This window comes from Saccharopolyspora sp. NPDC003752 (assembly GCF_053605825.1).
This window is the reverse complement of record NZ_JBSGJZ010000028.1, coordinates 75,944-100,307: the sequence shown is the minus strand read 5'-3', so window position 1 is coordinate 100,307 and position 24,364 is coordinate 75,944. Positions and strand designations below refer to the sequence as shown.

The following is a 24,364-nucleotide window of genomic DNA, read 5'->3' as shown; positions in this document are numbered from 1 at the left end:
GGAGAGGATTTCCGTGCAATCGGTGAAGACCGTCATCGACAGTCCGGTCGGACCGCTCACCCTCGTCGCCGTCGACGGGGCCCTGACCGGTCTCTACATGGAAGACCAGCGCCATCGCCCGCCCGAGGAGAACTTCGGCGAGCCGGACGCCGCGCCGTTCGGGCCGGTGATCGAGCAGCTGGGCGAGTACTTCGCGGGGCAGCGCAGCGAGTTCGACCTGACGATGGCGCCGGCCGGAACCCCGTTCCAACGCGCCGTGTGGGCAGCCCTGTGCGAAATCCCCTACGGCGAAACGATTTCCTACGGCGAGCTGGCCGAGTGGATCGGCAAGCCCAGCGCCTCGCGGGCCGTCGGCCTGGCCAACGGCAAGAACCCGATCGGCATCATCGTGCCCTGCCACCGCGTCGTCGGCTCCAACGGCAACCTGACCGGCTACGGCGGTGGGCTGGGCCGGAAGCAGCACCTGCTCGACTTCGAGCGGCGCAACACCACAGGCGCGCAGGCGGCGTTCGATTTCTAGTCGCGCGCCGGGCGGTGCGTGACGTCGGTTCGCTCTGCGGCTCCCGTGAGTGTTTTGGGGCGTTATAGCACCCCAAAACACTCACGGGCGGAGTGACCAGCGTAAACCTGGAAGCTTCCGGTAGGCCGGTCACGGCGTCCAGGCGGGGTTCCGTCCGGTCATGCCGAGGATTCGGTCCAGTGTGGACGCCGATGCCGGGACGGTGACCTCGGTGTCGTAGACGCCCATCTCCCGGCCCTGGTCGGCGGTTTTCGCGACCTCGCCGTGCACGTAGTCGAGGACGTCGTCGTCCGGTGCCACGCGCTGTCCGGTGGCCTTCGCCAGGTCCCAGCCGTGCACCACCAGTTCCACCACGATCATGCCGCCGACCAGCGAGGCGGGCAGTTCCGTCGAGCCGCCCATGTGCGTGGTGCCCTCCCACGCGGCCGGCTCGCTCCAGGAGCCCGCGGTGCGGTCCAGCAGTGCCACCAGGTCCGCGGCCCAGTCGCCGCCGGTCAGGTCGAGGTCCTGCTCGGCTTCGGCGGGCGGCGGCACCGTCTCCTTGCGCGCGGCGGCCTCCAGCGACGGCCCCCAGAACAGCAGGTGGTTCACCAGCTTGCGCACGTCGTACTCGGCGCACGGCGTCGGGGCGTCGAGCTGGTCGGGCTTGATGTTGCGAACGATTTCCCGCAGCGATGCGGCCGCGCGGGTCAGGAACTGTGCTTCGGACATGGCCCCAGACAAGCACGGCGGGCGGCCGACGTCTTGAACGAACGCGACATAGGATCCACCCGTGACCAGGGACGCCCGCGGACTCGGGGGTGCGTGGACGAAGTACCAGCGCCACGCCACCCACGCCCCGTCACCGGACCTCGCCCGCCACGTCGAGCGCTACTGGGTCGTTTCCTGGGACTACCGCGAGCCCTACCGGCAGCTGATCGTGCCCTTCCCGAACGTGCACCTGACGTTCCAGGACGGCGGCGCGACCGTGAACGGCGTCTTCAGCGGCCACCAGACCAGGGTGCTGGAGGGCCGCAGCGGGGTGTTCGGGGTGGCGTTCCGGCCCGGCTGCTTCCGGCCGTTCCTCGGCGCGTCGGTCTCGACGATCACGGACCGGTCGATCGACGCGCGCGAGATCTTCGGCCCGGACTTGCCGGACGCGCCGGATGTGGCCGAGGTCGAGCGGTTCCTCCGGGCTCGCTCGCCGCGGCCCGACCCGAAGGCGGACGAGGCCGCGGAAATCGTCGCGATGATCGCCGCGGAACCGCAGATCACCAGGGTCGACGCGCTCGCCGATGAGCTCGGCACGAGCGTCCGGCGGCTGCAGCGGCTGTTCGCGGAGTACGTCGGGATCGGGCCGAAGTGGGTGATCCGCCGCTACCGGCTGCGCGAGGCGACCGAGCGGATGGGGGAGGGGAACTGGGCGGCGCTCGCGGCCGAACTCGGCTACGCCGACCAGGCGCACTTCGCCCGGGACTTCAAGGACATGTTCGGCGAACCTCCCACCTGGTACGCCGAGCGGTGCTAGTGGCGATTTCGCGCGAAATCGCCACCCCCGGAGCGGCGACTTCGTGAGAAGCCTGGGGTGCCAGCGGCCGCGTACGGAATCCCCTGGGCGGTCCGTGATATGTCCACTGTGGAGTTTCGTATCGCACTGCCTGCCGCCGTCGGAAACGGCTGTCGAGGGTCACCGGGTGCTTCGGCCTCGCAGGCGGTAGCGGTCAGCAACCCAGCCGGGCAGGTCTCATGCGCTCGCGGGGCTGGCGCTGGTGGCGCGGAAGTACGCCGCGGCGGTGACCACGACGGCCAGCGCCACCGGCGCGAACGCGACCGCGAAGTCCATCGGGCGGGCCGCCATGAGGAACGCGCCGGCCAGGGTGAACGCCGGTGCGCCCCACTGGACCGCCGCGGTTCCCGCGTTCGCCTGGCGGGAGAGCCGGCCCGGCCGGCGCAGCAGCCTGCTCGTGTAGATCGAGGTCGCCAGGATCGAGATGCTGGAGACGATCCCGGCCGCGACCCAGGCACCGACCTCGGAGCCCTGCCGCAGCAGGATTCCGCCGCTGGCCGCGACCAGGACGTTGACCAGCGGTATCACGTTCACCAGCACCTCGAGTCCGGGCGTGCGCTGCCCGGCCGCGTCGCGGCGGAGTCGGCTGAGCTCGGCGGTCTGCACGCCGAGCATGACGGTGAGCAGCAGGGCGAGGGTGACGTGGACGGCCAGCACCGTGCTGTGCATGGGAGCTCCCTCCGGGTTGCTTCGGAAATCAGATTAGTTTGGATCTCCAAACATAGATATCATGGCGCCGTGACCGCAACGCCCGAGACGAGTCCCGACGCGCCGCGCCCGACTTCGGCGGAATTGCTGGTGCTCGGCCAGATCCCGCTGATCGCGGCGTCGTTCCGGCGCGTGCGCAGCGAGATGCCCGAACAGCTGCGCACAACCTTTGAGGAGTACGGCCTGAGCGCGCGTCACGGCGCGGTGCTCACCCAGCTCATGGCCGGGGAGCCGGCGAGCGTCAGCGAGCTCGCGAAGCGGCTGCGGCTGTCGCTGTCGACCGTGAGCGAACTGGTCGGCGCGCTCGGCCGGTCCGGGCTCGTCGTGCGCGAGGAAGACCCCGCCAACCGCAGGCGGACCCTGGTGTCCTTCCCGCCGGGCGTTCGGGCGGTGTACGAGGAGTTCGTCGCCATCCGCTGCGCGCCGCTGGTGCGGGCGATGTCGAAGCTCTCGGCGAGCGACCGAGCAGGTTTCCTCGCCGGGCTCTCTGCCTGGGCAGATGAAGAGCGGGAGATGGCCAGCGACTGACCACAGTGGACCCATCGTTCGTCAGCTGGGTAGGTGTCGTGCGAAGAACGTGCGCACGTGGTCGCGGATCGCGGGCACCGATTCGGCCGGGTCGATCGCGCCGACCAGCTTCGCCCGGTCCTCGGCGCTCATCAGCCCGGCGTCCTGGAGCTGGGGCGCTTGGGCGCCGTAGTCGGTGAACACCCAGTGCGTGGCGTTGTCGAGCTGTTCCCGGCGGGTGCATCCCCGGTGGGCGAGCATCGCCGTCCAGGTGCGCTCGAAGCGCTCGTCGCGGAAGCCGTCGGTGCCCAGCAAAAGCAACGGCCGGTCCACGCCGTCCCGGGCCACCGGGAGCAGTTCGCCGTCCTGGCCGGGTTGTTCCGGCGGGTAGTCGAGGTAGCCCTCCATGTTGACGGCGGCGTCGATGCGCCGGTCCTCGTACAGCGCCTCGGCCACCGTCGCGCCGCCCGCGGAGTGGCCGTACGCGCCGACCCTCCGCAGGTCCAGCGCCCGCCCGAGGTTTTCGGGCAGCGCGCGAGCTTCCGCGTCGGGGTTCCGCCCGGCGGCCAGGTCGCCCAGCCGGTCCAGGACGAACCGGGTGTCGGCGACCCGGGTGTCGAGCATGGTGCGGAACAGCTGCGGGTCGGTCCGGGGATCGCCCGGGACGTCGATCGTGCGCACCCGGCCGCCGGGGAATTCGACCTCGCTGGTTTCGCCGGGGTGGTCGATGGTCACCACGACGTTGCCGTGGCTGGCGAGTTCTTCGGCGAGCCCGGTGCCGATGGTTCGCGGGTCGGCGCCGCCCGGGCTGTAGAGCAGCACCGGACGCGCGACGGGCTGCGCGGGCGCGCCGGTGTGCGAGTGGGTCGCGGTGGCCGCCCAGTCCACGCCCCCGTCCGGCAGCTCCGGATGCAGGTAGACCGGGTCGACGCCCTCGAACGCCTCCGCCGCCGCGGGCGTCAGCTGCGGTGCGACCGGGTATCCGCGGACCGTGCTCGCGGGGTAGAACACCGTGACCATCAGTTCCCTGGCGGTGCCGTTCCACGGGTCGGTCCGGTCGTGGTCGACCAGATGCAGCATCGTGGTGCCGAGCCGGTGCGGGCCGGTTGGCGCCGGTAGCCGCAAGGTCGTCGGCTCCGCGTGCGCGGTGGTGGCGCCGGCGGCGAGCAGCAGCGCGGCGGTGAGGATCGTCGTTGTGCGCAACATGTTTTCCCCTTCCGTTCTCAGGGCATGACAGGTCGAGCCCGCAACTTCCGTTCGGGCTTCTGCTGGTTTCAGCTCTTCCGCAGGACCGCGTAGGCGCGGTCCAGGTAGTCCAAGAAGTCCTCGCCGAACACGAAGCCCCCGTCTGGGACAGCGCGTTCCCGGAGGAAGTCGAGCATCGACTGCAGGATCGCGGGGTCGTCGCCGGTGAACAGGTCGCCGAGTTCGAACAGTCGCCGCGTGGTGCGCTGCACCTCGGGATCGTCCACCGGGTCGTCGGCCAGGCAGTGCCGCACCAGCTTCGCCGCCACCAGCGGCCATTCCGCGTCCAGCAGCTTCCTGCCCTCCGTGCCGAGCGCGTCGGCGCGTTCGTCCAGGGCGGCCTGCTGCTCGTCGGTGATGTACTGGTCGATCGTGGTCATCCGGCCCAGCGCGGTGAGGAACTCGCCGCTCTCCGGGCGCCACGAGCCGTCCAGCTGCTCCAGCAGGTTCCTGGTCCGGCTCCGCAGCGCGTCCAGCCGACTGGCCTGCTCGTCGAGCTGGTCGAGGTGGCCGGCGAGCACCTCGCGCAGCGCGGCGGGATCGGCCAGCACATCGCCGATCTCCTCCAGCGACATCCCCAGCTGCCGCAGCAGCCGGATCTGGTAGAGCCGCTGCAGGTCGTGCTCGGTGTACCGGCGGTGCCCGGACCGGGTTCGCTCGCCGGCCCGCAGCAGCCCGAGCTCGTCGTAGTGGTGCAGCGTGCGCACGGTCAGGCCGGTCGCCCTGGCCAGCGCCCCAACGCTCCACAGCGGCTGCTTCTCGCCCCCGGTTCCGGTCACGGGAACGACACTAGGACCTCCCGCTACGTCAGGTTCAACACCTGCCCCGGAGGAATCCACTGTGGATGCGTGGAGGCGGGTCTTGCGGCTCTCGACCGGCCGCCTTACGATCCCTGCTACTCGATCGATCGATCGACGGATGAGCTCCGATCGGATCGGGCTCGCGGCGGGAGTGATGGGATGCACGGCACCGGAGAACTGCGGCGAGTCGCTTCCGCGGCGTTCATCGGCACGGCGTTGGAGTGGTACGACTACTTCCTCTTCGGCGCGGCGGCCGCACTGGTCTTCGACCGCGTCTTCTTCCCCGACCTCGATCCGGGCACCGCCCTGATCGCCTCCTTCCTCACGTTCGCGGTCGGCTTCGTCGTCCGGCCGCTGGGCGGGATCCTGTTCGGGCACATCGGCGACCGCCTCGGCCGCCGCCGGGCGCTGACCGCCACCCTGCTGATCATGGGCCTGTCCACCGGTGCGATCGGCCTGCTGCCGGGATATCAGCAGATCGGCTTCATGGCCCCGCTGCTGCTCGCCGTTCTGCGCTGCCTGCAAGGGCTTTCGGCGGCCGGCGAGTGGTCCGGCGCGACGCTCATGGCGGTCGAGCACGCGCCAGAGGGGCGGCGCGGCTGGTACGGCGCGATGCCGCAGTACGGGGCGCCGGCGGGGACGCTGCTGTCCAGCGGCGCGATGGCGCTGGCGACGCTGCTGCCGGAGGAGCAGTTCGTGGCGTGGGGCTGGCGGGTCCCGTTCCTGGTTTCGTTCGCGCTGCTGCTGGTCGGCTTCCAGGTCCGGCGCCGGATCGAGGAATCCCCCTTGTTCGAAAGGGAATCCCGGGAGAAGGTGCCCGTCCTGGCGGTGCTGCGGGGCCATTGGCGGGAGGTGGTGATCGCGTTGTCGGCGACCATCGCCAACACCGGCGGCCTGTACCTGCTGACGACGTTCCTGGTCGGTTACGGCACGACCGCGCTGGGCATGCCCAGGCACGTGATGCTCGCGGCGACGCTGATCCCGGCGGCGCTGGAGTTCCCGGTGATGGCGCTGAGCGCCCGGCTGGCCGACCGGTTCGGCCCCGGCCGGATGTGCGTGGTCGGCTCGCTGCTCTCGGCGATCACCGCCTTCCCGGTGTTCCTGCTGGTCGACACGCGGTCCCCGGTGCTGGTGGTGCTGGGCGCGGCCGTCGGGATCGGCATGCTCACCATCACCTACGCTGCGCTGGGCACCCTGATCGCGTCGATCTTCCCGCCGTCGCTGCGCTACACGGGCGTCGCGATGGGCGTCAACCTCGCCGGGGTGGTCGGCGGCCTGCTGCCGTACTTCGCCACCCAGCTGCTCGTGCTGTCCGGCAACGCTTCCTGGCCCGCGGCGACGCTGCTGCTCGCGATCGCGGTGTGGAGCCTGCTCGGCAGCCTGGCCGCGCAGCGCCGCATGGGGGCGAAAAGCCAAGCGCGCCAACTCGAATCGGTGGCCTGAGAGGAATCAGCATGCCCAGCGCGATGACCACATCCGGTCCGGTCGACCGCGACCGGCTCGGCCCGACCCTGCCGCACGAGCACCTGTTCATCAACCTGCTCCGCGAGCGCCGCGGCGACGGTCTGATCACCGACGAGCGGCTGGTCACCGCGGAAGTCGGCGCGTTCGCCGAACTCGGCGGCGGCACGATCGTGGACCTCACCTCCGCGGAACTGACCGTCGGAGCCGCCCCGGATCCCCGCAGCGACGCCGCAGGCGACACCCGAGACCCGGAGAACGTCCTGGCCGTCGCGCGCGTCGCGAAGGCCGCCGGGCTGAACGTGGTGCTGGGCACCGGGCACTACCGCGACCCGTTCCTGGACCGGGACTGGTTCGACCGGCACGACCCGGACCAGATCGCCGAGCTGCTGGTCCGGGACCTGACCGAAGGCTTCCCGGGGACCGGCACCCGGGCCGGCATCATCGGCGAGATCGGCGCCGACAAGTGGTACATCTCGGCGGCGGAGGAGCGCTCCTTCCGGGCCGCCGCCCGCGCCCACCGCGCAACCGGCGCGGCGATCTACACCCACGCGGCGCGCTGGCCGGTCGGGCTGCCGCAGCTCGACCTGCTCGCGGCGGAGGACGTCGCGCCGGAGCGGATCGCGATCGGGCACTGCGACCTGGTCGAGAAGCCGGGCTACGCGCTGGAAATCGCGCGGCGCGGGGCCTACGTCGGGATCGACACCATCTTCACGGCGAACCCGCACGAGGTGCGGCGGCGCGTGGCGCTGGTGGTCGAGCTCGCGCGAGCGGGACATCTCGACCAGATCCTGCTCTCCCACGACGTCTGCGTGAAATCCCAGCTCAGCGCATACGGCGGCACCGGCTACACGTTCCTGCAGACGACTTTCCGGGACGCCTTGCGAGAGGCGGGGATCGACGACGGGGAGTTCGAGCGGATCACCGAGGACAACCCGGCCCGACTGCTCTGCGGCTGAACCGGCCGACCGACACCCCGAGATCGCCACCGAGTTCGTCGAGAACCTACTCCAGCGTTCGATGCCGGTGGCGTTGCCACCGCGGACACATCTGGCCCACCACACCTGGAAACCGCGTCAAAGCCGAGCCAGGCTGCACCAAATGCCGACGCGCAGCAAAGCTGTCGGCAGACCAAGGAGGCGTCACGCATCAGGAGGCGCCGAGCGGTAACGCCGCGTATTCCACTGTGGCCAATTCCTGACAGGGCGCTGTTCTATGGTGGCGGCCATGGTCGACATCGAGGTGCGCAGCCGGGTGCCCGGCGCGTCTGGCGCTGACGTGCCGGCGGTGCTGGTACGGCTGGTCGGCGATCGCACGACGGTGCGGGAGCTGATCCGGCACGCCGTCGAGGAGCAGATCCGGGAGTTGCGCGCCGACGCGGCGCGTTGTCGGCGCGTCCTCGACCGTCAGTACCTGTCCAACGACGATCTCCGGGAGCAGACCTGCACCGGTGCGATCAGGTTGCCGCGGCGGGCGTCGGCGGACCCGGACGTGACCACGGAGGCTGCGCGGGCGCACCGGGCCTTCGCCCGGGGCACGTTCGTGGTCTTCGTCGGCGGACGGCAGGTCGTCGGCTTGGACGAAGAGGTCACGCTTCGGCTGGGTGAGCCGGTCGTGTTCCTGCGGCTGGTCGCGCTGGCGGGAGGCTGATCGTGGTGGAGCGATCCGTACCAGAGATCTACATCGACGTCGTCCACGAACATCGCGAGGCGCTGTGGCGGCTGGTGGACCGGGCGCGGGTCGCGGTGAAGGCCGGCGACGTGGCGGGCCTGCGGGATACCGCCGAGGTGATCCGGCTCCGGATCAGGCAGGGCGAAGACCAGACGATCGGGAACCTGGCACCGCACGTGGCCGATATCGTCGCGGAGCTGGACGAGCTCTACGACGCCGGCTTCCCTGTCGACCGGCCGGACGACATCACCGGCCTGCTGGATGCGCCGTGGCCGACGGCTCATCGGAAAGCCCTGCTCGCTGCCTTTCTCGGGCGCGACGTCCGGCACCTGCTGTTGTTGGACGAGGTGGCGGAGCGGGCCATTGCCGCCACCGACACCCGCCTGCTGCGGGTGCTCATCTGCACCCCGCTGGGCACCCTTTGCAGGGAGACCGTGGCGCGGATTCTCGACGGGCTGCACCGGGCCGGTGCCCTCGACGCCGCCGTGGTCGAACGGGCTTTCACCGATGACCGCTACCTCGGCTACGCCATCATCGGCCAAGCGCCGACCGGTGATGCGACCGCGCCGCCGCTGGCCTGCGCGGGCGCCGTGCGGAACCATGTGGACGCGCTGACCTGGCGGCTCGTCTCCGCACCAGCCCCGGCCGACTGGGACGAGCTGCCCAAGGTGCTGGTACCGCGCGGCCTGCGGTTCGTTCGGGCGGCGCTGACGTGGCACGGCGACGAACGGGTGGCCGACCACCTCGGCGCGGCGGAACTCACCGACGCGGAATGCGCCGCCCTGCTCGACTTGCTGCGGGATCGGCCGGTGGAGGAGCAGCGCCGAGCATTCGGGTGGCGGCTGCGTGCGGGTGACGCCGACGCGCTGCTTCCGCTGTTCGGCTTGGAACGCGCCGCGCCGTTGCTGCGCCTGATCCGGGCGATGCCGGTCGGCGAAGCGACCCGCCAGGACCGAGCCGCCCTCCTCGCCGCGATCGAGGACGCCGGTGTGGACGCCGCCCGGCGCCTGCTGGAGCTCGAACCGAACGAGCTGGTCTCCGCGGTCATGGGGTGGAACCGTGCCCAGGTGCTGAAGCGCGTCAAGCACAATGCGCTGCAGGGTATCGCCGCATTCGGGATGCTGCCCCTGGCTTCGGACGAGACGGTCCTCGATCGCTACCTGGCGTTGCGCGAGTCCGCGAAGAAGGGCGCCAAGCTCGGTCCGAACCGCAGACACAGCCACGCCGCCGCGATCGCGGTCGCTCTCGACCACTTGGCGCAGGTAGCCGGAGTTCCGGAGGCGAGCCGTCTCGAATGGGACTGCGAGGCGCGCATCGCCATCGAGACCTCCATGGAGGCGGAGGTCGGCGACTACCGGATTGCGTTGCGGTTCGACGGTGCCGACCCGGCGATGACGGTCAGCCGGGCGGGCAAGACGCTGAAGTCGGTGCCGACCGCCGTCCGCGCCGACCCCGGCTACCAGGAGTTGCGCGAGCACCAGGAGCGACTGCGGGACCAGGCTCGCCGGATGCGGACCGGGCTGGTGGAGCGGCTGGTCGCTACCGCCGGGACGCTGGCGCCTGACGAACTGGCCCGACTGCTGTCACTGCCGGCTGGTGCGGCGATGCTGCCCGCGTTGCTCTGGCGAGACCGGGCAGGCGTGATCGACCTGCTCGACCAGGTCGACATCACCGGCCCGGTCACCGCCGTCCACCCGGTCGAATTGCACGAGCTGGGGGTGCTCGCCGACTGGCAGGCGGAGATCGTGCGGCGTCGGCTCCGGCAACCGGTCAAGCAGGCGTTCCGGGAGTTGTACGTGCTCACTCCGGCGGAACGCGAGGCGGACGACGTGTCGCGGCGGTTCGCCGGTCAGACGGTCAACGGCAGGGTGGCGGGCCAGTTGCTGTCCGGTCGGGGCTGGTTCATCCACGGCGAGTACGACGACCACCAGGCGACCCGCACCGTCGGCGACGGCCTCATCGCCGCGCTGCGCTGCGATTTCCACGGCTACTTCGGGATGGGCGATGTCCATGTCGGCGAGATCCGCTTCCTGACCGGCGGCGACCGCGGCCCGGGCCGCTACGGCGCCTCGACCGGCTCGGGCAGCGTCGGCGGCACCCCAGTGCCGCTGGTCGACGTGCCACTCGTGGTGTTCTCCGAGGTCATGCGAGACCTGGACCTTGCGGTGTCGGTCGCCGGCGCCCAGCCGGAGGAGTACCTATCGCCGACGCAGGCGGCGAGTCGGACGCAGGTGCTCGCGGCGCTCATCGCCGACCTGGGGCTGACCCAGGTCACCGTCGAGGGGCACTCGGCCGTGGTACGCGGCACCCGGGCGACCTACCGGGTGCATCTGACCAGCGGCAGCATCCACATCGCCCCGGCCGGCCACCTTTGCGTGGTGCCCGCCTCGTTCGGCGCCACGGCGCACCGACGGCTGTTCCTGCCGTTCGCCGACGAGGACCGGATGACGAGCATCATTTTGAGCAAGGTGCTCCTGCTCGCCGAAGACGAGAAGATCAGCGATCCGTCGATCCTGACTCAGCTCGATTCCCTCACCGGCAAGGCCGCTACTTGACGTGGCGGGCAAGGAGAATCCGCCTACTCGCAACCACTCGGACAGCGAGGACCGATCACCCGAGCGCAGGCCGATCCCGACATCGGCCCGGAGATGAGATTGTCCCAAGGGCAGGTTGGCCGCTGGCGCGGTCGATATCCGGACCGGTGTGGTTATCCGCTACGTGCCCGAGACCCGCAAACGCGACGCCACCGAGATCGGCACGGCCCTGGAACGCCGCTTTCAACGCCAGGCGACGTGAACGAGGTCCGCGCGGTCACCCCGATCGCGGGTGCACCCGGCAGTTGGTGTGGAGATATCGGGTAGCGCCGTCCGCGAAGTCGTAGATCGCGACCGTCTGGGTGTCCTCCAAGGGATCCGCCGGTGGCATCAGGAAATTCGTCTCGCTCACCGGGAGCAGTTCATACCTGATGCGGTCCGGCTTCTGGAGAAACTCCGCCTGCGTCGGGTCGAGGACCAGGGTCAGGTGCAGCTTCCCGCCTTCGCTCGACACCTCGTAGCGTGCGCCGGGGCGCTCGTAGACGCCGACGTAGCTGGACAGGTCGAGGTTCCGCGTCGTGTCCGGTGCGGGCAGGTCCGGGACGGTGACCGTGCCGAGGTCGGTCAGGATCTCGTTGAACACCTCGCGGTAGAAGCTTTCCCGCGGCCCGCCGTTGGTCAGCATCGTGATGGCGGTGCCCGAGTCCGGCAGGATCCGCAGCCGGGCGTTCTGGCCGATCGTGCTGCCGTCGGCCGCGTAGACGGTTTCGCCGTGCCAGTCGCACACGATCAGACCGAGCGCCCATTCCGGCCCGAACATGTGCGGATCCGGCACGGGCACCCGCGAACGCATCATCTCCCGGATGCTCTCGGCCGAGACGATCCGCTTTCCGTTCGCCGCCTTGCCTTCGTCGAGCAGGACGTGCGCCATTGCGAGCACCTCGCGGGGCGTCGAGGTGATGCCCCCGCCGGGGCCGAAGGCACGCGGCAGGTAGTCCACCGGGGTGACGATGGGGCCCTCTTCCAGAGAACGGATCAGGTGCCCGGTCGCGGCCCGGGATTCGTCCACCTGCTCTCGTCGGCTGCTCGTGCTGGTCAGCCCCATGGGATCGAAGAGGCGATCCCGCATGACGTCGTCCCAGCGCTTGCCGTCGTGCACCTCCAGGATCCGCGCGAGGATCGCGTAACCGAGCGCCGCGCTGTAACCGTGGGTGCGGCCGACCGGGAAGACCTGGGGCGCGCCGGCGATGTTCTCGACCATGCGCTCGTAGACGTCGTCTTCTTCGCCCGGATCGCCGTAGGCTTCCTCGATACCGTTGGTGTGGCACAGCAGGTGCCGCGGGGTGACCGTGGCGCTCGCCTCCGGATCGGCAACCTTGAAACCGGGCAGACAGGTCCGCACCGGCTCGTCCAGATCGACCTTCCCCTCGTCGACGAGCTGCATGAAGGCCAGCGCGGTCCACGTCTTGGTCATGGAGCCGCACTGGTAAACGGTGTCCGTCGCAACGGGTTCCCGCGTTTCCACGTTCTTGACGCCGACCGCGAGCTCGGCGAGTTCTCCGCCGTGGAGCACACCGATCGCGGCGCTCGGGATGCCGTACTCCGCCAGGAGTTCCGCGACCCGGGCTCGAATCCGCGGCACGTCGATCGTCATCGCGGGAGACCGACCGCGTTCGCGGCGTCCGCTTCGAAGTACTCCGTCGTGGCATGGGCGCCGGTGTGCGCCTCGAAGAAGTCCCGAACGGCATCGATGGAGTCGTGGTCGATGACGTTGACCGCTTTGGCCCCGTCCTTGCTCGCGACCGCCAGCTTCCACTTGGCGCCCTTGGGGAGCTTGGCGTGCGCCGTCTTCAGGCCACCCCAGAACTTGCCGTCGTCCGAGACGGTCGACACGGCCATTACGTGCATCGTTGTTCCCTCTCTTTCCGAATGAGGAAAAGCTACGTTGCGTTTCGCAATCAGTCAACGGAATGCATGCACAAAACAGCAGTAACAGACCAATCGTTGCAACAGAATTGAAAGCAAATGCAACTGTTCGGGCCGGGGTGTTGCAATGTACTGTCGATGAATGCAAGAGGAGGTGTGCCGGTGCCAGGAGGCAGGCTGACCCACGAGGACCGCCGGCGGATCGCGGCGTGGCTGGCCGACGGGCTCGGTTACGCGGAGATCGGCCGTCGGCTCGGCCGGCCGACGTCCACGATCAGCCGCGAGGTGGCGCGAAACGCCGCATCGGGCGACTACCTGGCCGACCACGCGCAGCAGGCCGCCGGCCACCGCGCCCGCCGGCGCAAGCCGGCCCGGCCGGCCGAGCCGGCGACCGACGGGCAGCCGACCGAGGCGGCGCGCGGCTTCGTGGACCAGTTCGCGGCCCGGCTGGCCGCGACCGGCCTGCCCCGGATGACCGCCCGGGTGTTCGTCTGCCTGCTCACCGCCGACGCCGACGGCCTGACGGCAGCCGACCTGGTGCACCGGCTGCAGGTCAGCCCGGCGTCGGTGTCCAAGTCCATCGGCTACCTCGAAGCCATGGAATTGGTGGTGCGCCAACAGGATCCCGGTGGGCGCCGCGAGCGGTACGCCATCGACGACGACGTCTGGCTCCGGGCGTGGCAGGCCGACACCGGCGCGCACGGCGAGATCGCGACCGCCGCACAGCGGGGCATCGAGATCTTCGGCGCCGACACGACCGCCGGCGCCCGACTCGGCAAGATGGGCCGGTTCTTCGCCCGGCTCAGCGAGCAGATGAGCGGCAGCACTCTCACCGAGGCCGTCGTGCACGACGCGCTGACCGTGCTCGCCGCCCTCGTGCACGCCGGCCGGCCGCTCACCCTGGACGCGCTGACCACGGCGCTCGACTGGCCCCGGGAGCGTGCCACCGCCGCGCTGGACGCGATCCAGCGCCAACCGGTGATCGCCGACCCCCTCGCCCTGCGGGCCAGCGGGCCCGAGACGTACGTCCTCACCACGAGACCGGACCGCCTGAGCCCGGCGCAACGCGCAGCACTCGAAAAGTGAGTCTCGCTATGGGCGCCGCGGCGTGGCATGCGCGGGCCGGCTCGGGCGCTTCCCGCGCCGGACGCCGTGAGCACCTGGGCCCCTCCGAGCACGTCACCCAGGGGGCGTGATCCTGGCGGTTTCGCGCGAAACCGCCACGGCCACGCGTGCCGAACGCCGTTTTCGCGCGAAACCGCCGTCGGGGATGCGTCCCTCGGCGGCGCAGGACCGACGGCACGGCGGGGGGCACGCCGCGCCGTCGCCGGCTCTTACTCGGTCAGGCTTCCGCCGTCGGCGACCACGCGGCCGTTGTGGATCACCGTGCGGTCGCGGCCGCGGTCCATCACGGTGGAGGTCACGGTTTCGCCGTCGACGAGCAGCAGATCGCCCTGCTCACCGATGGCGAGGCCGGGCCGGTCGGCGACCGACGCGACGCGCGGCAGCGAGCGGTCGAGGATCGACGCGCCGCCGCGGGAGGCCACCGCGTAGCAGTGCTCGATGAGCTCGTCGGCGCGGAACTGGTTGGTGAACGCGAGCTGCCACGTGCGGTCGAGCATGTCGGCGTTGCCGTACGGCGACCAGTAGTCGCGCTGGCCGTCCTCGCCGAGCCCGACACGGACACCGGCGGCGGTGAGCTCGGCCAGCGGCAGCGAGTGGTGCCGCGCGGGCGCGACGGTGGCCATCGAGATGTCCAGCTCGGCGAACTCCGCGATCAGCCGCCGGGTGGTGGCCTCGGAAACGCTGCCGAGGCTGTAGGCGTGGGAGATGGTGACCTGCCCGGCCATGCCGAGGGCGCGGGTTCGCTCCAGGATCAGGTCGGTCGAGAACACGCCGAGCTCGCCGGGCTCGTGCAGGTGGACGTCGATCGGCGCCTGGTGCTTCTCCGCCAGCCCGAACAGGACGTCCAGGTGGCGCACCGGATCCCGGTCGAGCGTGCACGGGTCGATGCCGCCGACCACGGCGGCCCCCGACGAGAGCGCCTCGTCGATCAGCGGCGGCACGCCCTTCTCCCGCAGCAGACCGGCCTGCGGGAACGCGATGATCTCGACGTCGCAGCGGTCGCGGTGCGCTTCCTTCGCGGCCAGCACGCCCTCGAACCGCTCCAGCTTGCAGTCCGCGTCGATCTGCGCGTAGCTGCGCACGCGGGTCGTGCCCTGCTCGATCATGCGGCGGAGCGTGTAGGTGGCGCGTTCGGCGACGCTCCACTCGGCGTCGCGCCAGTTCTCGCGGTCGTTCATGACCATCGGCCAGATGCCCGGGCTGCCGGTGTGCGGGCGGAACGGCAGGCCGATCCGGGTCGAGTCGAGGTGGCAGTGCACGTCGGAGAACGACGGCAGGGCGAGCCGCCCGCGGCCGTCGACGGCGTCGGCGCGGTCGGCCTGCGCGGCGTGCGGGGTGATGGCGGTGATCCGCCCGTCCTGGATCTCGATGTCCGAGGGTTCGCCGCCCCACGGGCGCACGTTGGTGATCAGCATTGGCTCTCCGGTCACGTCGCGGGCAGTACGTCGGCGAGGCTGGCCAGCGAGGGCGCCCGGCCCAGCTCGATGTGCGAGAACGCGAGCGCCGCCGCCAGATCGGCGTTGCCCGCGTAGATGGCTTGGCAGATGTCCTTGTGCTCGGCGCACTGCACGCGCATGTCGCGATCCGAGGTCATGGTGAACAGCCACTGCATCAGCCCGAGCGAGGGCTTGAGCGCGTTCTCCAGCATCCGGTTCCCGGTCATCGCGACGATCTCGGCGTGCAACGCGGTGTTGGCGGCCGGGATCTCGTCGGCGTCGCCGCGCCGCGTCGCGTCCTCGGCGGCGTCCATGAGCTCCCGCAGCCGCGTTCCGCCGCCGCCCGCCGCAACGGCTTCGGCGGCCCGGCGCGCCGCCATCACCTCCAGGCTCAGCCGCAGGTCGAAGAGCTCGTCGACGTCCTTGAGCGTGAGGGCGCGGACGGTGGCGCCGCGGCGGGGCGACGCCACGACGAAGCCGTCGGCTTCGAGCCGCGCCAGCGCCTCGCGCACCGGGATGCGGGAGATGCTGAGCGCCTCGGAGAGATCGCGCTCGCGAAGCCGATCGCCGGGCGCGTACTCACCCGCGAAGATCCGGCGGCGGATCTCGTCCGCGGCGCGGACCGCGGTGGACGGCCCGAGGTCCGGGCCCTGGCGGCGATCGGTGGCAGCTGGACCGGTCATGGGCCGACCCTACGCGCGGCGACGCGGCCGCGGCTTCGACGCATGCCGGGGGAGAACGCCGGCCCCGGCCCGCTGGTGATCAGCAGTTTCAATTGAAACCTCCCGCCGGGAACGCCGGTTGACCGCAGTTTCAATTGAAACTGTCATCCGACCGGATCCCCGGTCGTGAACGCCGGGTACGTCGGCGGGAACAGCTCCGCCGCCGGTCGCCGCTGCACGTCGCGCTCGGAGTAGGCCTCGCGCATCTTCTCGAACAGCAGTTGCGCGCGTTTCCGCAGGTCTTCGAGGTCGACGCCGGGGATGCGGGAGTCCGCCATGACGGTCCGGCCCGCGACGACCGAGTGCGTCGCCTGCCGCGCGGTTCCGTTGAGCAGGAAGGTGCGCACCGGGTCGTCCAGCACGCCGTCGCGGATGTCGTCGATGCGGAACGCCACCACGTCGGCCTGGGCGCCCGGCTCCAGCCGGCCGAGGTCGCCGCGGCCCAGCGCCCGCGCGCCGCCGAGGGTGGCGGCGTCGAGGTAGTCCTCGGCGGGCGCGGCGTCGAACCGGTCTTCCAGGACCTTCGCCAGGTGGGTGCCGACGTCCATGCCCCGGATCAGGTCCGGCGGGAAGGAGTCGGTGCCCAGGCACAGGTTGATGCCCGCGTCCCGGTACGTGCCGAAGGTGTGCAGCACCTTCCCGTAGCGCAGGGACGTCTGCGGGCAGTGCACGATCGACACGCCCGCCGCCGCGAGCTTCGCGAGATCGCCCCGGTCTTCGCCGTGGACATCGGGGTGCCGGTCGGTGACCAGGCCGTGCGGCACGAGCAGGTGGGTGTCGAGGAGCCCGGTGCGTTCGAGCATCTCCAGCGGCGTGACGCCGTGCTGGCGCTCGACGAGGTCGCGTTCGAGCAGGCCCTGCAGGCAGTGCAGCCGCACGATCGCGTCGCGCTGCCGGGCGGTGGCGGCGGTCTCGCGCATGAGCTCTTCGGTGATCGTTTCGATGCGGCAGGGCAGGAGGACACCGGTCACCAGCGGGTCGGCGAGCCCGGCGACGTGGTCGAGGAACCGCACCGCGTCCTGCAGCCCGGCGCGCCCGCGTTCCTCGTCGAACGCCACGTCGCGACCGCCCTCCGGCAGCGCGACGTTCACGCCCGAGCGGTAGGCGGGGCCGAGGTAGGCGCGCAGGCCCAGCTTGCGCGAGGTCTCGGTCATGGTGACGAGCTCGTCGTAGGGCTCGGCCCACGAGCTGTGGATCTCCGAGGCGATCGGCATGTACGTGGTGATGCCGTGCAGGGCGAGCTGCACCAGGGCGTACTCGCGGATCGTCGCGCGTTCCTCGGGGGTGAACACGTCGCGGCGCCGGTGCTGGAAGTAGTCCAGCGACCACTGGAGCCCGTCGGCCCGCTCCGGCGTCGGCCAGGAGTCGAGCACCAGGTGGTCGATGTCGGTGAGGGCGTCCAGGTCGATGAGGCCGGGCAGCACCAGCGATTCGCCCAGGTCGAGTTCGGCGTCGATGGGCCCCTCGTAGCCGTGGCCGACGTGGACGATCACGTCGTCCTCCCAGACCACTTCGCCGTCGCGCAGGAGCGCGTGGTGTCCGTCCTGGTGGGCGAGGATGTGGCTGGCCCGCCAACGCGTGCGCATGAGATCTCCTCGGGCTCGGTTCTCGGTGGCCTGGAAGTGCCCCGACACTAGCATTTGGCATACCAAATGCGAACGGTCTTTTCGGTGGAGCCGGCCGAGCGAGGCGGCCGGAGGGTGTTCCGCAGCGGTAAACGCCTAGCTCAATCGGCAAATGTTAAGCCGAGGTAACTCTTCGCTCGTCCGATCTGGCTATTCCGGGAACAGCTCTTTACTCTCCCGTCGGTATACCAGCTAGGCCCGACCGGTCCAATTCACGAACCGTGCCCTGGAGGCAGTCATGGACCAAAGCACCGGCACGACGTCCGCGACGGAGCAGCCGATCACCCGCGCGAACTGGATAACCGCGATCGTGCTGTCCACCGTGATCTCGGTGGTCTCGGTGCTGATCGGCGAGTACAAGTTCCAGGTCGGGCCGGCCGCGATCGCGCTGTTCCCGATCATCTGGGCGGTGCTGATCGGCGCGATCATCGGCGTCCAGCGCTGGCGACCGGTCTCCGGCGCCACGCGCTCGGTGGCGACCGTGATGCTGGAGATCAGCATCCTGCTGTTCCTGGCGAAGCTCGGCACCGAGATCGGCCCCTCGCTGGCGAAGTTCCAGAACCTGGGCCCGGCCATCCTGCTGCAGGAGGTCGGCCACATCTTCGGGACGGTCCTGCTCGCGCTGCCGGTCGCGGTGGCGCTGGGGCTCGGGCGGGCGGCCATCGGGGCCACCTGGTCGATCGACCGCGAGTCCTACCTGGCGTTTGCGATCGAGCGCTTCGGCGTCCGGTCGCCGGAATACCGGGGCGTGTTCTCGGTCTGGCTGATCGGATCGGTCTTCGGCGCCCTGTACGTCTCGCTGCTCTCGGGCTTCATGGGCGGCCTGGGCATCTTCCACCCGCTCGCGCTCGCCCTGGGGCTCGGCCTGGGATCGGGCTCGATGATGCTGGGCGGCGTCGGCGCGCTGTCGCTGATCTACCCGGAGCAGGCGGCCGAGATCGCCGCCCTGGCGGCGCTGTCCAACCTGGTCACCAACATCGTCGGCTTCTACTCGGGCGTCTTCCTGGCGCTGCCGCTGTGCCGCCGGCTCTACGCCTTCTGGAGCCGTGTGTTCGGCCGCGACGACGAGGGCAACTCGCGCCGCACCGCCGCCAAGGCGAAGAAGCAGGAGAAGCAGCAGGTGCTTGAGGTGGTGCAGGACCCCGAGGTCAAGCTCACCCCGGGCCTGACGCTGCTGTCCTACCTCGTCGTCGGTGCGGGCGGGCTGCTGGCCAGCGCGATCGGCACGCGTTCCTTCGAGATCAAGGACGCGGTGGGCATCGTCGTCCTGCTCGTCCTCACGTGGGTGTGCGTCCGCCTGGCGAAGCTGGTGCCGATGGTCCCGGCCAGCGTCTTCGTGCTCGGCATCGGCACGCTGCTGTCGGCGAACTTCCTCCCGACCGGCCCGCTGGTGGCGGACCTGATGGAGAACATGAAGGTGATGCTGATCGGCCTCCCGGGCCTGGCCCTGATCGGCCTGACGCTGGGCCGGGACATCCAGGCGCTGCGCCAGCTGAGCTGGAAGGTCGTCCTGGTCGCGCTGCTGACCTACTCGTCCTCGTTCCTCGCGGCGGCGGCGCTGGGCCAGACGGTCCTCCACCTCTGATCACGAAGCACGGAGCACCGCAAAGAAATGTTTGCAAACGGTTCTTTGCAATCGTACGTTGGCGGCATGGCGGACTACGGACGAGATCTGCGGATGGTCACCCTCGACGCGAAACGGCTGCGCGCGCTGGCGCATCCGCTGCGGGTCCGGTTGCTGGGAGCCCTGCGGCTGGACGGGCCGGCCACCGCGACGGCACTGGGCAAGCGCTTCGGCGAGAACTCCGCGAACACCAGCTGGCACCTGCGCCAGCTGGCCGAGGCCGGGCTCGTCGCCGAGGACACCCAGCGCGGGAACCGGCGGGAACGCTGGTGGGCCGCCGCCCAGGACCGAACCGCGTTCGATCCGGGAGAACTTTCCGAGGACCCCGAGCTCACCGGATCGCTGGCGTCGTACCTGCACGCGATCAACGCCGTCCACCACGACCAGGCCGGTACGTACCTCGCCACGATGCAGGACTGGCCGAAGGAATGGCGCCGCGCCGCGGAGCTGTCCGACTACCGCTTGTCCCTGTCCGCCCGGGAACTCTCGGAGCTCAACCGGCGCATCCAGGCCGTGGTCGAGGAGTACTGGCGCGAACCGGAACCGGGCGATGTCGAGGTGGTCACCCACTGGCACGCGGTTCCGCTGCGCCGCCAGGAGCGCGACGCCGACGTCACCGACGTCTTATGAGGCACCCGCTCGCCGGGCTCATCGCCGCGACGACGATCTCCAGCGTCGGCACCGGGATGACCATGCTCGCGATCCCCTGGTTCGTGCTGGAGTCGACGGGCCGCGGCGTGGACACCGGGCTGGTCGTGATGGCCGAGGTCGTCGGTCTGCTGCTGGGTTCGGCGTTCGGCGGGCCGTGGATCGACCGGCTGCACCCCCGCAGAGCGGCCGTGCTGTTCGATCTCGCGGCGGCGGTCGTGGTCCTCGGCATTCCGCTGCTCCACCACTACGACGCGCTGCCGCTGTGGCTGCTCGGAGCGCTGGGCCTGCTGCTGGGACTGTCGCGGGCGCCTGGTGATGCCGCGCGGCAGGTGCTGATCCCGGACATCGCCCTTCGCGCCGGTATCGCGGTGGAACGCGTCAGCGGCGCCTACGACGCACCGAACCAGGGCGCGCGAGCGCTCGGTGCTCCGATCGCGGGCGCGATCATCGCGATGCTCGGCGCCCCGGCGGCGCTCGTCGTCGACGCGGCGAGCTTCGTGCTCGCCGCCACCATCACCCGCTTGACGCTCGACGAAGCAGCGATCGACACAGCCGGCGGTGGCGGTGGTTACCTGCGGCAACTCGGCGAGGGATTCCGCTTCCTGCGCAACGACCGCACGCTGTTCGCGATCCTCTGCATGGTCGCGGTGACCAACGGGCTGAACAGCGGCTTCTTCTCCGTTCTCGTGCCCGTCTACGGCCAGGTGGTCCTGCACTCGTCGCTCGGGGTCGGGCTCATCTCCGGAGCGTCCGGCGCGGCGATGGTGTTGAGCACGGTCCTGTTCGCCTGGATCGGACTGCGTTGGCGGCGCTGGCCCGTTCTGGTGGTCTGCTACCTGCTGGTGCTCGGGCCGCGACCCGGGATCTTCCTGCTGCAACCGGATCTCGTGGTCCTCGTCGCCGTCAGCGGCGTCATCATGCTCGCGTTCGGGCCGCTGAACCCGATCATCGGCGCGGTCAAGGCGGAACGAACGCCGCCGCAGTACCGCGCACGCGTTTTCGGCGCGATATCAGCGGCAGCGCTGCTGGGAATGCCCGCCGGAACGCTCGCCGCGGGATTCCTCAGCGACCACATCGGACTGATGCCCAGCATTGCGGTGTTCACCGCCGCGTCCGCGGCGATGTCTCTGTGCCCGCTGCTGTTCTCGGCGTGGCGCGCCGTCGACGAAAGGACTTCCCCGGCCCGGGAGCGGGCCGAGGAAGTCCTTTGAGGACGATCAGCCGACGTAGTCCGCGAGGTGCTCGCCGGTGAGGGTGGCGCGGGCGGCGACCAGGTCGGCGGGCGTGCCCTCGAAGACGAGCCGGCCGCCGTCGGCCCCGGCGCCGGGGCCGAGGTCGATGATCCAGTCGGCGTGCGCCATGACCGCCTGGTGGTGCTCGATGACGATCACCGACTTGCCGGCGTCGACGAGCCGGTCGAGCAGGCCGAGCAGCTGCTCGACGTCGGCGAGGTGCAGGCCGGTGGTCGGCTCGTCGAGGACGTAGACGCCGCCCTTCTCCGCCATGTGCGTGGCCAGCTTGAGCCGCTGCCGCTCGCCGCCGGAGAGCGTGGTGAGCGGCTGGCCGAGGCGGAGGTAGCCGAGCCCGACGTCGACCAGCCGGTCGAGGATCTTGTGCGCGGCCGGGAGGCGCGCCTCGCCTTCGGCGAAGAACTCCTCGGCCTCGGCCACCGACATCGCGAGCACCTCGCTGATGTCCTTACCGCCGAAGTGGTGTTCCAGCACCGATGCCTGGAACCGCTTCCCCTCGCACTCCTCGCAGGTGGTCTCGATGCCGGCCATCATCGCCAGGTCGGTGTAGATGACACCGGCACCGTTGCAGTTGGGGCAGGCGCCCTCGGAGTTGGCGCTGAACAGCGCCGGCTTCACGCCGTTGGCCTTCGCGAACGCCTTGCGGATCGGTTCGAGCAGCCCGGTGTAGGTCGCCGGGTTGCTCCGCCGCGAACCGCGGATCGGGGCCTGGTCGACCGCCACCACGCCGTCTTGCCCGGACACCGAGCCGTGGATCAGCGAGCTCTTGCCCGAGCCCGCGACCCCGGTGACGGCGACCAGCACGCCGAGCGGGATGTCGACGTCGATGCCCTGCAGGTTGTGGGTGTCGGCGCCGCGCACTTCGAGCGCCCCCGACGGCTTCCGCACCGACGGCTTCAGCGACGCGCGGTCGTCCAGGTGCTGCCCGGTGAGCGTGCCGCCCGCCCGCAGCCCCTCGACGGTGCCCTCGAACACCACCTCGCCGCCCTTGGTGCCCGCGCCCGGGCCGAGGTCGACGACGTGGTCGGCGATCGCGATCGCCTCCGGCTTGTGCTCCACGACCAGCACGGTGTTGCCCTTGTCGCGCAGCCGCTGCAGCAGGTTGTTCATCCGCTGGATGTCGTGGGGGTGCAGTCCGATGGTCGGCTCGTCGAAGACGTAGGTGACGTCGGTCAGCGACGACCCGAGGTGCCGGATCATCTTGGTGCGCTGCGCCTCGCCGCCCGAGAGCGTGCCGGTCGGGCGGTCGAGGCTGAGGTAGCCGAGCCCGATCTCGACGAACGAGTCGAGGGTGTCGTGGAGCGCCTTCAGCAGCGGCGCCACGGACGGCTCGTCCAACTCCCGCACCCACTCGGCGAGGTCGCTGATCTGCATCGCGCAGGCGTCCGCGATGTTCATCCGCCCGATCTTCGACGACCGGGCGGTCTCGCTGAGCCGGGTGCCGTCGCAGTCGGGGCAGGTGGTGAAGGTGACCGCCCGCTCCACGAACGCGCGGATGTGCGGCTGCATCGACTCCTTGTCCTTGGACAGGAACGACTTCTGGATCTTCGGGATCAGCCCCTCGTAGGTGAGGTTCACGCCCTCGACCTTCACCTTGGTCGGCTCCCGGTAGAGGAAGTCCTGCATCTCCTTCTTGGTGAACTTGCGGATCGGCTTGTTCGGGTCGAGGAAGCCCGACTCGGCGTAGGTCCGCACGGTCCACCAGCTGTCCGACTTCCAGCCGGGGATGGTGAACGCGCCCTCGGCGATCGACTTGGAGTCGTCGTAGAGCTGGCTGAGGTCGATGTCGTTGATCGTGCCCCGGCCTTCGCAGCGCGGGCACATGCCGCCGGTGACGCTGAAGCTGCGGCGTTCCTTGACGGTCCGCCCGGCGCGCTCCATCGTGACCGCGCCCGCGCCGCTGATCGAGGCGACGTTGAAGGAGAACGCCTGGGGCGAGCCGATGTGCGGCTTCCCGAGCCGGCTGAAGAGAATGCGCAGCATCGCGTTGACGTCGGTGGCGGTGCCGACGGTGGAGCGCGGGTCGGAGCCCATCCGCTGCTGGTCGACGATGATCGCGGTCGTCAGGCCTTCGAGCACGTCGACCTCGGGGCGGGCCAGCGTCGGCATGAAGCCCTGCAGGAAGGCGCTGTAGGTCTCGTTGATCAGCCGCTGCGACTCGGCGGCGATCGTGTTGAACACCAGCGAGCTCTTGCCCGAGCCGGAGACGCCGGTGAACACCGTCAGCCGGCGCTTCGGGATCTCGATGCTGACGTCCTTGAGGTTGTTCACGCGCGCTCCGTGCACGCGGATCAGCTCGTGGCTGTCGGCGGCGTGCGGCGCAGGCGACTGCGCGTCCTTCCTCGTGGCCTTGCTCATCGTGTCTCCATCTTGTCGGGCGGGGCCGCGTTGGCGGGCTCGATCCGATCAGGTCCGGAAGTGGGGGCGGTCCGACCTGCGGATTCGTTCGGGGTAGCGCGGCCGGCCGCGCTCGGCGCGAGGTCCGGTGCCGGCGTCGTCAGGCCGGGTGCGGCGCGGCGCCGGTGGCCACCGGGAGGTCGCCGCCGGCGCCGCGCACGGGCTCCTCCACGGTACCGTCCGCGCAGGTCACGGCCGGAGGGCTCAGCGCTGTTCCTGGATGCGGACCATGTTGCCGGCGGGGTCGCGGAAGGCGCAGTCGCGGACGCCGTAGGGCTGCTCGGTCGGCTCCTGGACGACCTCGGCGTCGCCGGCCTGGAGCCGCTCGAAGGTGCCGTCGAGGTCCTTGGTGGCCAGCACGATGATCCCGTAGGTGCCCTTGGCCATCATCTCGGAGATGGTGCGGCGCTCGTCGTCGGTGATGCCGGGGCTGGCGGCCGGCGGGAACAGGACGATGGAGGTACCGGGCTGGCCGGGCGGACCGACGGTGATCCAGTGCACCCCGCCGTATTCGACGTCGTTGCGGACCTCGAAGCCGAGGGCGTCGCGGTAGAAGGCCAGCGAGGCGTTCGGGTCCTCGTGCGGGAGGAAGGTCGAGTGAATGCTGATGTCCATG

At 70.5% G+C, this 24,364-nt stretch carries 23 protein-coding genes; 12 read left to right on the top strand and 11 right to left on the bottom strand.

Annotated features, from left to right (window positions below):
• The first annotated feature begins 13 nt into the window (after nucleotides 1–13).
• Nucleotides 14–520 (top strand): methylated-DNA--[protein]-cysteine S-methyltransferase, encoded by a 507-nt coding sequence (locus tag ACWEV3_RS30235; RefSeq protein ID WP_452617124.1) that lies wholly within the window; start codon nucleotides 14–16, stop codon nucleotides 518–520.
• Between the two features lie 129 nt (nucleotides 521–649).
• On the opposite strand, the gene ACWEV3_RS30230 is transcribed toward ACWEV3_RS30235, so the two are convergent.
• The gene (locus ACWEV3_RS30230) at nucleotides 650–1,231 is read right to left on the bottom strand and encodes a TIGR03086 family metal-binding protein (protein ID WP_452617123.1); all 582 of its coding nucleotides are present in this window, start codon (nucleotides 1,229–1,231) and stop codon (nucleotides 650–652) included.
• A gap of 61 nt (nucleotides 1,232–1,292) precedes the next feature.
• On the opposite strand from ACWEV3_RS30230, the gene ACWEV3_RS30225 reads away from it, so the two are divergent.
• The gene (locus tag ACWEV3_RS30225; protein ID WP_452617122.1) at nucleotides 1,293–2,027 is read left to right on the top strand and encodes an AraC family transcriptional regulator; all 735 of its coding nucleotides are present in this window, start codon (nucleotides 1,293–1,295) and stop codon (nucleotides 2,025–2,027) included.
• Nucleotides 2,028–2,243: 216 nt separating this feature from the next.
• Here ACWEV3_RS30225 and ACWEV3_RS30220 read toward each other — a convergent pair whose 3' ends face one another.
• The gene (locus tag ACWEV3_RS30220) at nucleotides 2,244–2,735 is read right to left on the bottom strand and encodes a hypothetical protein (protein WP_452617121.1); all 492 of its coding nucleotides are present in this window, start codon (nucleotides 2,733–2,735) and stop codon (nucleotides 2,244–2,246) included.
• Between the two features lie 69 nt (nucleotides 2,736–2,804).
• On the opposite strand from ACWEV3_RS30220, the gene ACWEV3_RS30215 reads away from it, so the two are divergent.
• The gene (locus tag ACWEV3_RS30215) at nucleotides 2,805–3,302 is read left to right on the top strand and encodes a MarR family winged helix-turn-helix transcriptional regulator (protein ID WP_452617120.1); all 498 of its coding nucleotides are present in this window, start codon (nucleotides 2,805–2,807) and stop codon (nucleotides 3,300–3,302) included.
• Nucleotides 3,303–3,323: 21 nt separating this feature from the next.
• Here ACWEV3_RS30215 and ACWEV3_RS30210 read toward each other — a convergent pair whose 3' ends face one another.
• Both ACWEV3_RS30210 and ACWEV3_RS30205 read right to left on the bottom strand, forming a co-directional pair.
• The gene (locus tag ACWEV3_RS30210; RefSeq protein ID WP_452617119.1) at nucleotides 3,324–4,487 is read right to left on the bottom strand and encodes an alpha/beta hydrolase; all 1,164 of its coding nucleotides are present in this window, start codon (nucleotides 4,485–4,487) and stop codon (nucleotides 3,324–3,326) included.
• A gap of 68 nt (nucleotides 4,488–4,555) precedes the next feature.
• Nucleotides 4,556–5,305: a MerR family transcriptional regulator gene (locus ACWEV3_RS30205; protein WP_452617118.1), complete on the bottom strand. Its 750-nt coding sequence runs from the start codon at nucleotides 5,303–5,305 to the stop codon at nucleotides 4,556–4,558.
• 180 nt (nucleotides 5,306–5,485) lie between these two features.
• On the opposite strand from ACWEV3_RS30205, the gene ACWEV3_RS30200 reads away from it, so the two are divergent.
• From ACWEV3_RS30200 to ACWEV3_RS30180, 5 genes are all read left to right on the top strand, one after another.
• Nucleotides 5,486–6,769 carry an MFS transporter gene (locus ACWEV3_RS30200; RefSeq protein WP_452617117.1) on the top strand — a complete coding sequence of 428 codons (1,284 nt, stop codon included), beginning with the start codon at nucleotides 5,486–5,488 and terminating at the stop codon, nucleotides 6,767–6,769.
• A gap of 11 nt (nucleotides 6,770–6,780) precedes the next feature.
• Nucleotides 6,781–7,746 carry a phosphotriesterase family protein gene (locus ACWEV3_RS30195; RefSeq protein ID WP_452617116.1) on the top strand — a complete coding sequence of 322 codons (966 nt, stop codon included), beginning with the start codon at nucleotides 6,781–6,783 and terminating at the stop codon, nucleotides 7,744–7,746.
• Between the two features lie 268 nt (nucleotides 7,747–8,014).
• Complete coding sequence (locus ACWEV3_RS30190; RefSeq protein ID WP_452617115.1) at nucleotides 8,015–8,437, top strand: hypothetical protein; 423 nt, start codon at nucleotides 8,015–8,017, stop codon at nucleotides 8,435–8,437.
• Nucleotides 8,438–8,439: 2 nt separating this feature from the next.
• On the top strand, nucleotides 8,440–11,013 hold the full coding sequence (locus tag ACWEV3_RS30185) for a DUF7737 domain-containing protein (RefSeq protein ID WP_452617114.1): 2,574 nt from the start codon (nucleotides 8,440–8,442) through the stop codon (nucleotides 11,011–11,013).
• A gap of 115 nt (nucleotides 11,014–11,128) precedes the next feature.
• Nucleotides 11,129–11,254 (top strand): hypothetical protein, encoded by a 126-nt coding sequence (locus ACWEV3_RS30180; RefSeq protein WP_452617113.1) that lies wholly within the window; start codon nucleotides 11,129–11,131, stop codon nucleotides 11,252–11,254.
• A gap of 15 nt (nucleotides 11,255–11,269) precedes the next feature.
• Here the strand turns inward: ACWEV3_RS30180 and ACWEV3_RS30175 are convergent, their stop codons facing one another.
• Together ACWEV3_RS30175 and ACWEV3_RS30170 are read right to left on the bottom strand one after the other, a co-directional pair.
• The gene (locus ACWEV3_RS30175) at nucleotides 11,270–12,646 is read right to left on the bottom strand and encodes a serine hydrolase (RefSeq protein WP_452617112.1); all 1,377 of its coding nucleotides are present in this window, start codon (nucleotides 12,644–12,646) and stop codon (nucleotides 11,270–11,272) included.
• On the bottom strand, nucleotides 12,643–12,891 hold the full coding sequence (locus tag ACWEV3_RS30170) for a hypothetical protein (protein WP_452617111.1): 249 nt from the start codon (nucleotides 12,889–12,891) through the stop codon (nucleotides 12,643–12,645). The genes ACWEV3_RS30175 and ACWEV3_RS30170 overlap by 4 nt, the downstream gene beginning before the upstream one ends.
• A 189-nt stretch (nucleotides 12,892–13,080) precedes the next feature.
• Between ACWEV3_RS30170 and ACWEV3_RS30165 the strand changes: the two genes are divergently transcribed.
• Nucleotides 13,081–14,004 carry a helix-turn-helix domain-containing protein gene (locus ACWEV3_RS30165; protein WP_452617110.1) on the top strand — a complete coding sequence of 308 codons (924 nt, stop codon included), beginning with the start codon at nucleotides 13,081–13,083 and terminating at the stop codon, nucleotides 14,002–14,004.
• A 248-nt stretch (nucleotides 14,005–14,252) separates the two neighbouring features.
• Here the strand turns inward: ACWEV3_RS30165 and ACWEV3_RS30160 are convergent, their stop codons facing one another.
• From ACWEV3_RS30160 to ACWEV3_RS30150, 3 genes are all read right to left on the bottom strand, one after another.
• Entirely contained in the window at nucleotides 14,253–15,473 is a 1,221-nt protein-coding gene (locus ACWEV3_RS30160) for an amidohydrolase (protein ID WP_452617109.1), read from the bottom strand.
• The gene (locus ACWEV3_RS30155) at nucleotides 15,470–16,162 is read right to left on the bottom strand and encodes a GntR family transcriptional regulator (RefSeq protein WP_132488535.1); all 693 of its coding nucleotides are present in this window, start codon (nucleotides 16,160–16,162) and stop codon (nucleotides 15,470–15,472) included. The genes ACWEV3_RS30160 and ACWEV3_RS30155 overlap by 4 nt, the downstream gene beginning before the upstream one ends.
• Nucleotides 16,163–16,305: 143 nt before the next feature.
• A complete protein-coding gene (locus ACWEV3_RS30150) occupies nucleotides 16,306–17,787 on the bottom strand; it encodes a chlorohydrolase family protein (RefSeq protein ID WP_452617108.1) in 1,482 nt (493 codons plus the stop codon).
• A gap of 277 nt (nucleotides 17,788–18,064) precedes the next feature.
• Between ACWEV3_RS30150 and ACWEV3_RS30145 the strand changes: the two genes are divergently transcribed.
• From ACWEV3_RS30145 to ACWEV3_RS30135, 3 genes are all read left to right on the top strand, one after another.
• Nucleotides 18,065–19,411: a DUF3100 domain-containing protein gene (locus tag ACWEV3_RS30145; RefSeq protein ID WP_452617107.1), complete on the top strand. Its 1,347-nt coding sequence runs from the start codon at nucleotides 18,065–18,067 to the stop codon at nucleotides 19,409–19,411.
• Between the two features lie 66 nt (nucleotides 19,412–19,477).
• The gene (locus tag ACWEV3_RS30140; RefSeq protein ID WP_452617106.1) at nucleotides 19,478–20,080 is read left to right on the top strand and encodes an ArsR/SmtB family transcription factor; all 603 of its coding nucleotides are present in this window, start codon (nucleotides 19,478–19,480) and stop codon (nucleotides 20,078–20,080) included.
• Nucleotides 20,077–21,312, top strand: a complete 1,236-nt coding sequence (locus tag ACWEV3_RS30135; protein ID WP_452617105.1) for an MFS transporter — start codon at nucleotides 20,077–20,079, stop codon at nucleotides 21,310–21,312. The genes ACWEV3_RS30140 and ACWEV3_RS30135 overlap by 4 nt, the downstream gene beginning before the upstream one ends.
• Before the next feature lie 6 nt (nucleotides 21,313–21,318).
• On the opposite strand, the gene ACWEV3_RS30130 is transcribed toward ACWEV3_RS30135, so the two are convergent.
• Together ACWEV3_RS30130 and ACWEV3_RS30125 are read right to left on the bottom strand one after the other, a co-directional pair.
• A complete protein-coding gene (locus tag ACWEV3_RS30130; protein WP_452617104.1) occupies nucleotides 21,319–23,709 on the bottom strand; it encodes an ATP-binding cassette domain-containing protein in 2,391 nt (796 codons plus the stop codon).
• 243 nt (nucleotides 23,710–23,952) lie between these two features.
• Entirely contained in the window at nucleotides 23,953–24,363 is a 411-nt protein-coding gene (locus ACWEV3_RS30125; protein ID WP_452617103.1) for a VOC family protein, read from the bottom strand.
• Between the last annotated feature and the right edge of the window lies 1 nt (nucleotide 24,364).